Origin of the sequence: Vibrio sp. 3-2(1) (genome assembly GCF_963887575.1) — a bacterium.
Lineage (GTDB): Bacteria > Pseudomonadota > Gammaproteobacteria > Enterobacterales > Vibrionaceae > Vibrio > Vibrio anguillarum.
The window spans coordinates 502,348-515,380 of record NZ_CAWPGB010000022.1 but is presented as its reverse complement, the minus strand read 5'-3'; the positions used below and the strand labels follow the sequence as shown (position 1 = coordinate 515,380).

The 13,033-nt window shown below is 40.6% G+C and carries 12 protein-coding genes; 3 read left to right on the top strand and 9 right to left on the bottom strand.

Annotated features, from left to right (window positions below):
• Positions 1–143: 143 nt before the first annotated feature.
• Positions 144–473, bottom strand: coding sequence for a helix-turn-helix domain-containing protein (locus tag AACQ79_RS10450; protein ID WP_096036950.1), 330 nt, complete (start codon positions 471–473; stop codon positions 144–146).
• Positions 474–574: 101 nt separating this feature from the next.
• Between AACQ79_RS10450 and AACQ79_RS10445 the strand changes: the two genes are divergently transcribed.
• Both AACQ79_RS10445 and AACQ79_RS10440 read left to right on the top strand, forming a co-directional pair.
• Positions 575–1,117 carry a hypothetical protein gene (locus AACQ79_RS10445; protein ID WP_013855668.1) on the top strand — a complete coding sequence of 181 codons (543 nt, stop codon included), beginning with the start codon at positions 575–577 and terminating at the stop codon, positions 1,115–1,117.
• Positions 1,102–2,484 carry a DEAD/DEAH box helicase gene (locus tag AACQ79_RS10440; protein ID WP_088720822.1) on the top strand — a complete coding sequence of 461 codons (1,383 nt, stop codon included), beginning with the start codon at positions 1,102–1,104 and terminating at the stop codon, positions 2,482–2,484. Before AACQ79_RS10445 ends, AACQ79_RS10440 begins: the two co-directional genes overlap by 16 nt.
• A 1,481-nt stretch (positions 2,485–3,965) precedes the next feature.
• Here AACQ79_RS10440 and AACQ79_RS10435 read toward each other — a convergent pair.
• The 4 genes from AACQ79_RS10435 to AACQ79_RS10420 form a co-directional block, all read right to left on the bottom strand.
• Entirely contained in the window at positions 3,966–4,919 is a 954-nt protein-coding gene (locus AACQ79_RS10435; protein WP_069212102.1) for a TniB family NTP-binding protein, read from the bottom strand.
• Positions 4,916–6,790, bottom strand: a complete 1,875-nt coding sequence (locus tag AACQ79_RS10430) for a Mu transposase C-terminal domain-containing protein (RefSeq protein ID WP_019281668.1) — start codon at positions 6,788–6,790, stop codon at positions 4,916–4,918. The genes AACQ79_RS10435 and AACQ79_RS10430 overlap by 4 nt, the downstream gene beginning before the upstream one ends.
• A complete protein-coding gene (locus AACQ79_RS10425; protein ID WP_081245099.1) occupies positions 6,787–7,410 on the bottom strand; it encodes a TnsA endonuclease N-terminal domain-containing protein in 624 nt (207 codons plus the stop codon). The genes AACQ79_RS10430 and AACQ79_RS10425 overlap by 4 nt, the downstream gene beginning before the upstream one ends.
• 144 nt (positions 7,411–7,554) lie before the next feature.
• Positions 7,555–8,598 (bottom strand): GMP reductase, encoded by a 1,044-nt coding sequence (locus AACQ79_RS10420; protein WP_094132994.1) that lies wholly within the window; start codon positions 8,596–8,598, stop codon positions 7,555–7,557.
• 565 nt (positions 8,599–9,163) lie between these two features.
• On the opposite strand from AACQ79_RS10420, the gene AACQ79_RS10415 reads away from it, so the two are divergent.
• A complete protein-coding gene (locus tag AACQ79_RS10415; RefSeq protein WP_129532985.1) occupies positions 9,164–10,165 on the top strand; it encodes a 2-hydroxyacid dehydrogenase in 1,002 nt (333 codons plus the stop codon).
• Between the two features lie 78 nt (positions 10,166–10,243).
• Here AACQ79_RS10415 and AACQ79_RS10410 read toward each other — a convergent pair whose 3' ends face one another.
• From AACQ79_RS10410 to AACQ79_RS10395, 4 genes are all read right to left on the bottom strand, one after another.
• A complete protein-coding gene (locus AACQ79_RS10410) occupies positions 10,244–10,681 on the bottom strand; it encodes a PAS domain-containing protein (protein ID WP_170899050.1) in 438 nt (145 codons plus the stop codon).
• 2 nt (positions 10,682–10,683) lie between these two features.
• Complete coding sequence (locus AACQ79_RS10405) at positions 10,684–11,688, bottom strand: response regulator (protein WP_017046016.1); 1,005 nt, start codon at positions 11,686–11,688, stop codon at positions 10,684–10,686.
• A gap of 164 nt (positions 11,689–11,852) precedes the next feature.
• Positions 11,853–12,092 (bottom strand): hypothetical protein, encoded by a 240-nt coding sequence (locus AACQ79_RS10400; RefSeq protein ID WP_017046015.1) that lies wholly within the window; start codon positions 12,090–12,092, stop codon positions 11,853–11,855.
• A gap of 209 nt (positions 12,093–12,301) precedes the next feature.
• Entirely contained in the window at positions 12,302–12,664 is a 363-nt protein-coding gene (locus AACQ79_RS10395) for a hypothetical protein (protein WP_026029065.1), read from the bottom strand.
• Between the last annotated feature and the right edge of the window lie 369 nt (positions 12,665–13,033).

Genomic DNA, 13,033 nt, shown 5'->3' with positions numbered 1-13,033 from the left:
CAAGTGGTTAGAAAAACCCAGCAAACACTCAAGCAATAAATTGCTCGCGCGGGCAAAAAATTGCTCACGGTGACGAAATATTACCTGATAAGGCGATAATTAGGTAAAAGTGGCAAAGGGCTATCGCTGGTAGCGAGTTGTTATCACTTAGGGAGGGGAGCATCTTCTGGCATGTTTGCAATAAACTGAAGTAACTGACGCCGCTTTTCTGTAGATAATTTTGAGATAGCAACAACTAATTCAGCCGACTCTTCATCTTCACAAAAGAAATAGTTCAAAGGCACTCCAAGCTCATCAGCAATCAGCTTAAGCGTGTGGACGTCAGGTGTGTGTTTTCCCTTTTCGTATTGATTCATCCTAGGACTAGCTGAACTTTCATCCATACCTATGCGAACTCCCAACATTTTTTGTGAGAGCTTGGCTTTTTTACGCGCTTCTTTGAGGCGTATTGGGATTGGGTTGTCGAACGACACTTAGGATTCATATCTCTAGGCTCAATGTAACTAAGATTTTCTTAGTTTTACTGATTTATGTATACTAAGCAATCCTTAGTTTTATGGTTTTAGAATAGTCAATGAATCGTTCTCAAAAAATGAATGCGTTTATGCATCAACTGTTGATTGAAAAACAGATGGATAATTTTTCGGTTGTGGAAATTCGAGATGCATTGCTGTTGCTTGAAGGTGTTGATCCCGATCCTGAAGAAGCCCGGAAGTTCATTTATCGTCAAATTTTAGTACTTGAGAAAAAAGGTTGGCTGAGTTGTGAAGGGATCGGAAGGCAAAAAAAGTATTTCCAAACCGAACTCTTTCGAGGACTCGATATAATCTGCCGAGAGAGCTCATCGCCTAAAGTTCGGATTTCCCAACCGTCAACTTCAGCCATGGATGGATACTCGGTCTTGATGACAGAGCGTGGTGAACATCAGGGTGAGTTGGAAATTATTCTCGGTGAAATAGAAGAATATCAGTCGTTGAGTCAACGTTTTCCTGAATTGAGTACTCAAATCACACCACTGCTTAAGATAGCGAGAGAACGTTCTGCATTATTATTGGGCAAAATCAATGTATTAACCAATGTACTAACGTCGTTATCAGAAGGATGCGCTCGATGTTAAGAGATTGGCAAAGAGACTGTTCGATGAGAGCGTTAACAAAGTATCAAGGCGAACAGTCTCATTTTTTCTGTCAAGCAACCCCGGGGGCCGGTAAAACTATCCTCGCCGCCGAAATTGCTAAACGCTTATTGGCGGGCAACTTAATTGACTTGGTGTTGTGCTTCTCCCCAACGCTCAGTGTGGCTGACAGTATAAAAGGAACCTTTTCCAAGACATTACATTGTACGTTCAATGGAGGCTTAGGCTCCATTGGGCAATCACTGACCTATCAATCCATTCAATTTTTAAATGATGAATTTTGGCGGATCCTGACTAAATACCGAGTGTTTGTCGTATTTGATGAAATCCATCATTGTTCTGGATCTGAAATGGAAGGCGCGAATGCATGGGGGCAGCAAATACTCTCCAAAGTTCAAGGGCTCGCCACTTATACGTTAGCGCTATCTGGTACGCCATGGCGCTCGGATTCCTTACCGATTGTGATGGCGGAATACAGTGACCCTGATGGCCAACTGCTCGTCGATTATCAATACAGCTTGAAACAGGCGATTGAAGACAAAGTATGCCGTTCACCAAAGATTGTTTTGGTGGATAACGAACATCTCACCATTACTGGTAGCAAAGAGGTTCAATCGTTTTCTTCTATATTAGAGTTACTGAAACAGACAAAAACGTCATACCAGAGCATCATCCATAATGATGAAGCGATGGAATATCTCCTTGGTTTGGGCTGTAACAAACTGGCGAGTATTCGTCTGGAATCGCCCAATGCCGGAGGATTGGTCGTGGCGGCGTCGGTACAACATGCAAAGAAAATCCAAAAAATATTAGTAACTCAGTTTCATCAATCGGCTGCGATTGTTACCTATCGTCATGATGAGCCGCTGTCTGAAATTAATGCTTACCGTCATGGTAATACCGAGTGGATTGTCAGTGTCGGTATGATTAGTGAGGGGACCGATATCCCAAGATTGCAAGTTTGTTGCCATATCAGCTCAGTGAAAACCGAATTGTACTTTAGGCAAGTACTTGGCCGTATTTTGAGAGTGAACGATGAGCCGAACCAAGAGGCTTGGCTGTTCACTTTTGCAGAGCAAAGCCTTATTGAATATTCCGAACGCATTGAGCAAGATATACCCGAAACCTGTCTGTTTGCGAAAATGGGTCAAAATGAAGCTTTCCACATCGACGGTTCGAATATCCGCCCACTGCAATCGGCAACTTCTGAACAGGATGACATAACCGTCCCCACTCTGGATTGGAACTCTTCAATTAAAAATGGAACGTCAGTTGATGGCTCAAATGAGCCCTTTGATGAGTTACATTTAGGGCGCTTTAAGCAGCGAGTGATATCGGCGTTTGTGTAGTTGTTGACCGATAATGGGGGTGGAGTTTCTACTTTGTTTGGTCTGCAATTAATGATGTAGAAAAGCCTTACATATAAGTCAGTTACTGAACTAAAACATAAATTTTTAATTGTGTAATAAGATACTTTGCAATTTTCTGCCTATGATTTTTGGGTTATCATAGGCAATCCTAAATGAATGGCGAAACATTGAAGCGGTTAGAAAAGATTCATTCTAAATTTAATATCGGTGTTGGCCTCGTTGCTGCTACAAAGGTAACAAAATCTCTGAGTAGTTCAATAGTTAGATGCTAAAGGCAAGGAAAAAATCACCATATCGAGCCTTTGGAATGATAAAAATTCATTATGCCGTTGTTAATGGTTTGAATATAAAGAAACACCATCCAACATCTAATCCAACGGTAAAGCAATTAGGTGTTTTGGCAAAGATACTGTGAATAGCTTTAAAAAAGGAGCGGTGTTAAACATAATTATCTCCGCCGGAATAAACACGAACGAATTAGTACTTAATGATGATTATCATTTGGTTGATTTGTTTGGGCATGTTGGAAATGATATTTCCAAAGCCATGACCGTTCTTTCTACTAGTGATTATGTGGTTGTTGAAGTCTTGCTCTACCGATATTAGCAGGTGTTGTACTGTGGGTTGGGGTTGATTGGACAATAAATGAAATTTGGGAATCATTTAAAATTGAAGACGCTATTATTGAAGGATTGAGAAATGCCACAAAAAATAGCTAATAAGCTTATGTATTCATACAATGCATTAGTGAGTTTTTCTAAAATCAGAAACGCGGCCAGATTAACGGGATGCGATACACTTTAGCCCACAGCGATTGCCTAGCGCACTGTTATTTCTCAGTCAGAGGGTTGATTACTCAATGGAACTGGATTTAGAAAAATAACGACCCGCGTCAAGATAATTAACCACTTTTTATTTTTTAATGTAACCTCACCTTATTATTCAAGTGGGGTCTCAAATCCCTTTATTTAACCTTACTCAAACATATTACCACCCTTGCGTCTTTGGTATTTGGGTTGAACGTTATGATAATAATCCTCCCAACCAATATCCTTTGGTAGCGGCCGCAACATATCTTCTGTTATCTTAACACCCTCATCAAAAGGATTTTTCCAGGAAATAGGTTTATTATTGGAACTTCTCACACTAAAACGCTCCGTGGGATCATGGGGCGTGTACAAAATATTCGAGATTCTTGTTTGTATGTTAAACCTAGAGAATTCAGTGAATACGAACCACCGTCCCCTCCAAGAACATTTGGTATATCCTCTTCAGGCAGCTCAACTACACATGGAAGCGTAACATGGACAGATGGTACCGGTGACTTGGCAGGTGAAAAGCATTACGCTGCGTACAGTTCGGTTACTTGGAGTCATTTTAGGGAACGGGTGATCGAAGCGTTTTCGGCGATATAAATATTATGTTCGTATTAGCTTAAAACAGGCTATTAATTAATGGGGTCAATCTCCTTTAGCCGCGAGATAGTTTTCCCAACCCACATCATCAGAGGGCTCAATAATTTTAAGTTGTTTGATATCTACGTCAAATGGGTTAAATGATTCGCAAGCATCTCGACTAACTTTAGGGGCAGCACGTGCAAAATGCATTAAAGAGATGCACGGAGCATTTTCTAACAAAGCAAATTTGGCGGCCTTATTGATTAAACGACGGATTAACCGCATGTTTCCTTTAGAAAAAACATAAACCCTTTTCATTAAGTCTTCAGATGCCAATCCAGATTTCGTTGAAAAGGGGAGCGCCGCATCTAACATCGTCAAAAATGTTTTGTATCTGATACGCTCACTCGTTTTTTTTACCTTAAATGGCTTTAAATGGTGTTGAGATTCAAAACGCCCACGTAATTGATTGTTCGCCCTTAAAATCTCTGTTGAATAAGGCATTCCAAAAAGCACAACCGGTATTTTTGATTCAATAATTATCATCTTTAACCAGTCAGCTGTGATATGAAGTACATCCTTACTCTTACGATCAATCATATGTTGAAATTCATCTATAATAATGAGCTCAACCCTACACTCGCGGAGCAAATCCTTTACAATTTTCATTAACTCGGCGGGATCTTTTCCATGATTAAATGCTAACGGATCTCCCATCGAAGACAACAGTCTTTCTGATGCCGTGACAGGATTAGCATTTGCAGGTAAAGACGTGAATAGAATGGGAATAATGGAACCATCATTAGCTTCCATCCTCGGATTATCCGACAAATATTTATCTATAATTGTCGTTTTCCCCGAACCGCTGTCACCAACAACAATTAAACATTCCGGTTCAGAAATACGATCACTATCTTCTCGACATTCGTCTATATCTGCCAAAATTTCATCAATTTGAGCATCACTTATAAAAATATTTTTCACCTGTTGATGTAACATTTTAACTGAAGCAGTCATAATTGATTCCCTCGAACAGAATCAATCTTCCAGCCATCTGTATCCACATCAATTCCCCAGTCGATATCATCTTCATCAATATATGATAACTCTGGCCTTTTCTGCGATTTTGTCCGCTCAGAATGCTCTCGTACCCGTTCAAATTTAGAGGCTTCTCTGATCCCAATATTAGTTTGCTTATCATTGCCAGATAGGTGCAGTGCTTCATCGATGATATCGTATATCACTCGCCAAGCTTTGATAACATCATGATGTCTATAGTTATTTCTTATGTGGTCTCGTGCATAATCGCAACATACTTTGTGAAGCCACTCCGACACTGAATATGCGTAGTCAGGATCCACTGATTCAACGGCAAAAAATTCATGCTTATCTTCATCCAGAACGTATATTTTACCCATGCAAGTAGGATCATATTTTATTTTGACCTTAATACTCTTACCATCATAGGTATGCTTACCAAAATATTGAGCAAGTGACGCACTGGAATAGCGGAGTGTTTTTTTAAAACGAATGCCGTTTTTGTCTAATGAAATCTCAGCATTTTTACCGAGATTAAATCTTAGTTCATCTATTGTCCCCTTAAATGGGCGAGGCGGAAGAGCACTTCGCATGGCATCCGCCCAAGTAAGATTAGGGATATTAGTTTCTAAACCATTAGGGCTAGATTGGTATATATCGATTAGCCAAACATGAATAACTTTCATCAAATCCGAACGGGTAATAATCGCATTTTTTTGTGGATTATAATCACCTCGAGCAAAAATATTACTAAAGCTCTTACCAGGAATTCCAGAAAGCAATTTATTGTTGATTGTTCGGAAATAACGTTCAACGGAACCCTTCAACCATGGTTTTTTAACAGGATTCTTTTTAACCTTAATGCGTAAATTTTTACAGGCACTAACAAAATCTTTACTATTAAATTCTGCTCCATTATCAACAATGAGGTGTTCTGGCAAACCGTAGCATGGCCATTCATTTTTTACATCGGGATATAATTCTTTAACATAATCCTTAGGCAAAATAGCATTTTCTAGCGCCAGAGAAACCGATAAATAACTTGGCGGCTCAAAGCCCAAATAGAAACCAACCACACTTTTCGTATGAGTATCAAAAAGTAATGTAAGCCACGGACGCCCAAGAGGAAGCGTACGAGCATCATCAATCACAAACAAATCTAAGCGGGTGTGATCAGCTTCAACACGCTGTAAAACTCGAGTCGTTTCCGGTCGGTGTCCGACTTTCTTGTAGAATGTATCGGCGGCTTTTTTTCCTTTTTTAATTAGCAACCTTTCATAATCTGGTTTTTTAACAATTCGTTTTCTAAAGGATTCGTATTCAAAAGTTAATTGGGTGTCATTACACTCATTATGTCGATCCAATTCAACTTCTAATAACGTAAAGGCTTGTTGAATTGTCGGAGACTCTTCCGAAAAATACGACTTTATAGCGTTATCTATGTACTCTTCCAGTTCCAAGGCCTTCCGAGGAGCTCTATTACCGCTAGTTACTCCAGGAACCAAATAAGAAAGTACAAAACCAGATTTCTTATACGTATTCCAATAACGATATATCGATGGAGGAGATGGTACATTCGGATAAAATTTATCTTCAAGGCCTTTCATCGAACCCAATATTTTCTTTAAGGTTAGACTAGGGCCATGCAATTCAATAAGGTAATCTAATATGTTGTATCGATGAATTGCCTCATCTCTTCGTTTTTCATCGAATGAAAATAGGTCTTGATACCTTTCTTGAAGTTCGGTCCCAAATGGTGCACCCTTTGATGTCTTAGGCACAGAAATAACTGAGCTTTTCTCTGAGAAAAAACCACCAAAAGCATGAACATCTTCAGAGTTGTCGCTCATGAAACTCTCCAGATAAGAGAATCATGGCTAATTGGACAATGCCAATCAAACTCTAGAATTTTTTTTGCAATTAAATCATATAGCGCAGGCAATATAGATGCAGATTGTCCCTGACTAGCTTTTAATACTTGCGAAATTCGCATTTCACCGTAATTTTGGAATAACTTTAAAAGCCTAATCTGAACATCATCAAGATTATCAGAACAAGCATAGCGATGAATGATCTTCAAATTATCTAATAAAGGGTAAATTTGAATATCCTCTTCTGTCAGAACGAGTAAATCGTGTCCGTTGGCAATTGCTTGTTGCCTCTGCGCATCAAATTTTTCTTTAAATTCATCCTGTTCAGTTACCCATTTAGGCTTAACTTCATAATATGGTGCATAACCATCATGAAAATAGCAAAGCATATCAGGCGTATATCGACGAACAAGTCCGTTCATCCGATATTTAAAGCCCAATGGTTGGGTTTCGAATGTCTTTATTTGGGGAGCGAATTCAAAATGAAAACAAGCATCAAACTCAAGATCAGATTCTGTAGTTTGAACTGAATCTGTCTTCAAGCTAACAAAGCGGGAAATGTTCTTTACTTTAGAGTTTTTGAGGATTCGTTTTTTCATATCAAACAACCACACCTGTAGTAAACTTTCAAAAGTATGGTACACTTTTTATACAGCAGCAAGGTATGGTTGTTTAAATTTCAACGTATGGTTGTTTTATTGCAATGTATGGTTGTATTTACAGATACAACCAAATTTCTCAGTTTACTCGCGGCCAAACACGTTATTTTCTTGCTCTTGTACGCGGATAAATGTAGTGCGCTTAGTTAACTCTTTTAACTTAGCTGCACCGACATAAGTACAAGTTGAACGCACACCACCAAGAATGTCAGAGATGGTGTCGTGAACGCTGCCACGGAAAGGTAGCAATACGGTTTTGCCTTCCGCTGCGCGGTATTTTGCAACGCCGCCAGAGTGCTTCGCCATTGCAGACTGTGACGACATGCCATAGAACTTCATGTAGCTCACGCCATCTTTTTCAAACACTTCGCCGCCAGACTCTTCATGACCTGCAAGCATGCCACCAAGCATGACAAAATCAGCGCCACCACCAAAGGCTTTAGAAACGTCACCTGCGCATGTGCAGCCACCATCACCAATGATACACCCACCTAATCCATGCGCCGCATCGGCACATTCAATAATGGCTGAAAGCTGAGGATAACCAACACCTGTTTTCACGCGAGTGGTACAAACCGAGCCCGGGCCGATACCAACTTTTACGATATCCGCACCCGCTAGAATGAGCTCTTCGCACATGTCTCCGGTGACAACATTACCAGCTGAGATCACTTTATCTGGAAATTGCGCACGCACGCGTTGTACGTAATCGACCAAGTGCTCAGAGTAGCCGTTAGCAATATCAACACAAATGAAAATCAGATCGTCACTAAGCGCCATGATATCTTTGGTTTTTTGAAAATCAGCATCAGATGTGCCAGTTGAAACCATCACATGCTTAAGTGTTGATGCATCGGCGTTTTTAACAAACTCAGCCCAATCAGCTACTGAGTAATGTTTATGAACCGCTGTCATTACCTCATGTTCAGCAAGTGATTTTGCCATAGCAAAACTGCCTACCGAGTCCATATTCGCCGCAATAACAGGCACGCCGGACCATTGACGCCCACTATGCTTGAATGTAAAATCGCGGGTTAAATTTACTTGAGAACGGCTTTTTAGTGTTGAACGCTTAGGGCGAAACAGGACATCTTTAAAACCTAACTTAAGTTCTTGTTCGATACGCATTATGTAATTCCTTGATTAATTGACCATTTGTGTCTCTTTTGCAGAGTGCGTAGTACCTTCGTTGGCAGACGTCAGTACATTTTGGACACAAAAAAACCGGAGCGTTGGCAGACGCTCCGGTTTTCAGCATTATAGGCCCGGATTTCTTATCGGCAAGTCTGATATTTGCATTTTTTTTGTGGTACTATCTCGAAACTTTCATATCCGACACTTCTCAAGTCCATCTCTCTCAAATACTCATCGTGTAAATTTTTATTTTTCAATACGTTATTAAAGAACGCATCATTTTAGCGAAAGCTTTCATACAATAAGCAAACGTTACCTTGTTCAGCATTGCGCCGAAAACGTGAGAGAAATCACGCTCACAAAAGAGGTGACTCAGACATTTCTATCGGCGATTTTTACAGATTGTGGTGAATGTTTATCATTAATCCGTCCGTTTTCGATTTTAGTGACATCCCCCCGCAACTCCTACCATCCCAAAGACATAGTTATTTTGTGGTTTATTTTCTGTGATATTAGGCGTATTTATAGTGAAAATTATAAGTCTAATTAGGAAGAGAACATGATCAACATTGCATTTTTCAGCGCAAAATCTTATGACGCGAGTTCTTTCTCAGAGGTCAGTGATACAAAAATCTTCTCGCTGCACTTTCACGATTTTCGACTCACCCCAACCACAGCTAAAATGGCCCAAGGATGCACTGTGGTGTGTGCCTTTGTGAATGACGACTTAAGTCGCCCAGTATTGAGCCAATTGTATGAAAATGGGACGAGGCTTATCGCAATGCGCTGTGCCGGATTTGATAAAGTCGATCTCGATGCCGCAAAAGAGCTGGGTATTCAAGTGGTGCGAGTGCCCGCATATTCACCAGAATCGGTGGCAGAGCACACGGTAGGAATGATGATGTGTTTGAATCGCCGCTTTCACAAGGCGTACCAACGTACCCGAGACGCTAACTTCTCATTAGAGGGGTTGGTCGGGTTTAACTTCTTCGGTAAAACCGCGGGAGTTGTTGGCACAGGAAAAATTGGTATTGCCACAATGCGCATTTTGAAAGGGTTGGGAATGAAGGTACTGTGCTTCGACCCTTATCAGAACCCTCTGGCGATTGAACTCGGTGCAACTTACTGCAGCCTTGAGGAAATCTACCAACAAAGTGATGTGATTACGCTTCACTGCCCAATGTCGCCAGAGAACTACCATTTACTCAACAGTCACGCATTTTCCCAAATGAAAGATGGCGTGATGATTGTAAACACCAGCCGAGGTGAATTACTCGATTCAGTTGCAGCAATTGAAGCACTGAAACAAGGTCGTATCGGCGCTCTTGGTTTAGATGTTTACGACAATGAAAAGGATCTTTTCTTCCAAGATAAGTCGAATGATGTGATTGTCGATGATGTATTCAGACGCCTATCGGCTTGCCACAATGTACTATTTACGGGACATCAAGCCTTTTTGACTGAAGATGCACTACACAATATCGCTCAGACAACTTTGGATAACATTCGTGCCTTTGCAAACAATCAACGTTGCGGAAATGAGCTTGTAACGCTTGATTAATTAAACCCATCGATAATATGAAGCCTCCTTGATGAAACACCAAAAGGAGGCTTCGAAATCATCAACACCCTGATTCTATCAACGTATTTGTAAAGAGGCTAACGCTTCAGATGTGGCATCCTGTATTGATAAAAACAATGAGTTAATTTTACCCATCGTGGTTCGCATCGGGTTTAAAGTAATGCTTTGGTACATATATTCGGCTTGCTGAGTGACAGGGCGAACATTACGACATTTGAAGAGATATGGGCGCTGCTGCCAAGTAATAAAACTACGACAACCTAAGTCATACACAGGTTTAGTTTTGAGCTTAAACCACTCTTGGGGGATTTCAGGAAACAGTTCAAAAATGGTTTTACCAATCGCATCGTGCCCTTGAATACCGCTGTGGTGTGTCATGAATCCATTCCACACTTGCACTTCGTAATCACGATTAATCACGATCAGCCCCATATCGACATTCTGCACCATATCCACCATCCAGTGGAACTGTTCAAATTCTGCAGGGAGATTCATCGTTAAAAATCCTCCATCAAGTACGCTAATTTACTGTCTAGCAACGGAAGAGACTCATCGACAAACATAAAGAGCAAGTCACAGCGGATCGTCGTTTGATCAATGTTGTAGCTCACTTCAAACGTCATCGTTTTTTTAAATGATCCAGCGGTGGAATTGATCACAGAGTCAATGGAGATGTGTTGCCCAAGCAATACTGGAGAGCTTTGAAAAAAACGCACCTCCGATTGCTCGCCTAATCCATTCAGAAAAGAACCAACTAATATGTTTGATACATCCATTAACAGTTCTAATTCTTCAAGCTCTTCACTGTCTGCTGGCACTTTCATTAATTTTTTCAGATCAGAAACACTGGAATCACTCAAGAGCACCAGTGCTTCACCTGCAATGCCTTCACCGCTGAAGCCTTGACATACACCAGAAACTTGATCATTTTCCGCCAAGTCACGAAGTGCCATATGTAGCTCACTCACTTCAAAAATATTGACGTTTGGTAGCGGTAAATGAACAAATACATCAAAGTGCCGCGCCAGAGCATCAGCTGCTCGACCAATCGAAACGTTCGCAACTTCCATATAGATGTCACGACGTTTTAAGATGGGTAGTTCAACGGAGATAGGCGTAACGATACGAGGCTGTGTTGGCGGTTCGACTAACTCTCGTAGTACGCTATTTAACACGTCCTTATCAATCGGCTTTTGAATAAAAGCACGCGCCCCTAACGCCAATACTCGCTCTTTCGCTTTCGGCTGTATATCACCAGAAACAACAACAACAGGCGTTGTCATCCCTCTGCGTTGCATCTCTTCTAGCGTTCCATAGCCGTCCAGTTCAGGCATAGTTAAATCGAGGAACATTAATTTAAAATCATGCTCTTCAAGATTTTTGATGCCATCTAAACCATGGACTGCGAAAGTAATATCGGCGTTTAGAGAGGCGGGAAGTGAACGAGCCATCTGCTTCCGAGCTAGTGCAGAGTCATCACAGATGAGTACGGGGAAAGACATGTAATCACCTTCTATTTATTAATTCGATAAATAGAGTGTATACCTAAACCTCGCGTAGATGCGAGTTGCGCAAAAAATTAATTAAAAAGTTTTAGGGATTATAAAAGGCTACACACTCAAGCGAAACATCGGTTAGCAAACAGCAATGTTCGCTCATTTCAACCTCATAGTGAGGGCCAGAAGGTCAGTACAGCAATCCGCAACACAATAGCGGTAACAATGAATGCCACTCCCAAGCGGTACCACTTATATTCCTCAATTGACATGGGAATGCGACGATAAAACATCGTGATGACACCTTTCCAGTCATGGCTACGTTTACCATACCGCACAATACTCGTCAGAATAAAAATGATGCCCAGTATTAAGATAACTTTCTCTGCCCAAAATAATCCGATGCCCATAGTACTTCCTTGTTCAGGAGATAAATAATCATTGCCAACAGTGTATATCGAAAAGATGAGTGCCACTCTTGGACAAAAGTCTAAAGTGCAAAAGCACCAAAAGGACCCAGTGAGGAAGCCCTTTTGCATTAACAGAAATAATTTAGTTCACTATCACATTAACTATCTTACGCGTAAGTTACGCATAAAGACGCTATGTATTAAGTGCGCTACGCGTGATGCGCCGTTGTTTTAGAGATTGCAGATGTTAATTTATCTCGATAACTGAACCAGATGTATGTCACGACAATAGAGAAGAAGAGATACGACAAAGCAAAGATAAAAGGCGATGTGATCAATTGCGCCGATATCCCCCACGCAACACCGATAATGGTCACTGTCAATTTAGCAAGAAGCCCACAGATGAGAAGAAAAAGGGCAAACTCCGGCACTTTAGTACTTCGAAACGCAAACCAGTAACAACTGCCTACTGCGAGTGACGAGATGTAAAGCCCAAGCAAAAATGAATGAAAGTGATCAGCAGAGGCCACACCCGCCGAGACAGACGCCATTAAAATCAGTATTAGTTTCATGTTGTAAACCTCTCTTTTTATGAGAAAGTATCCATTCATTTTCGAAAACTCAGTTTACATACATTTTCCTCCATTAAATAAGAATTTCAAGTTCAAAAAACAAGCAATTTTTCCTTATTGGCTTAGAATAAAACAATTGTTAATCAGTGGTTAACAACAGAAAACCCGAAAATTAGATGGGACATGGCATTACCCAAAAAAACACTTCAAAATGGAACTAATTGTAACAATTATTTAACCGAGTAAATATTTCATTGAAAGTGCAAATTTGTGATGTGTACAGCGCAACGTTCCGAGTTGTCGCCAAAACAACTTGAAGATGCTATTTGATAGGGAAAAATTTCCTCAGTTTTGAGGAGAGTCATTCAG

Coding starts and splice junctions, on each gene's coding strand:
- AACQ79_RS10445 (WP_013855668.1), top strand. CDS start 575: ATGAATCGTTCTCAAAAAATGAATGCGTTTATGCATCAACTGTTGATT.
- AACQ79_RS10440 (WP_088720822.1), top strand. CDS start 1,102: ATGCGCTCGATGTTAAGAGATTGGCAAAGAGACTGTTCGATGAGAGCG.
- AACQ79_RS10435 (WP_069212102.1), bottom strand. CDS start 4,919: ATGACTGCTTCAGTTAAAATGTTACATCAACAGGTGAAAAATATTTTT.
- AACQ79_RS10430 (WP_019281668.1), bottom strand. CDS start 6,790: ATGAGCGACAACTCTGAAGATGTTCATGCTTTTGGTGGTTTTTTCTCA.
- AACQ79_RS10425 (WP_081245099.1), bottom strand. CDS start 7,410: ATGAAAAAACGAATCCTCAAAAACTCTAAAGTAAAGAACATTTCCCGC.
- AACQ79_RS10420 (WP_094132994.1), bottom strand. CDS start 8,598: ATGCGTATCGAACAAGAACTTAAGTTAGGTTTTAAAGATGTCCTGTTT.
- AACQ79_RS10415 (WP_129532985.1), top strand. CDS start 9,164: ATGATCAACATTGCATTTTTCAGCGCAAAATCTTATGACGCGAGTTCT.
- AACQ79_RS10410 (WP_170899050.1), bottom strand. CDS start 10,681: ATGAATCTCCCTGCAGAATTTGAACAGTTCCACTGGATGGTGGATATG.
- AACQ79_RS10405 (WP_017046016.1), bottom strand. CDS start 11,688: ATGTCTTTCCCCGTACTCATCTGTGATGACTCTGCACTAGCTCGGAAG.
- AACQ79_RS10400 (WP_017046015.1), bottom strand. CDS start 12,092: ATGGGCATCGGATTATTTTGGGCAGAGAAAGTTATCTTAATACTGGGC.
- AACQ79_RS10395 (WP_026029065.1), bottom strand. CDS start 12,664: ATGAAACTAATACTGATTTTAATGGCGTCTGTCTCGGCGGGTGTGGCC.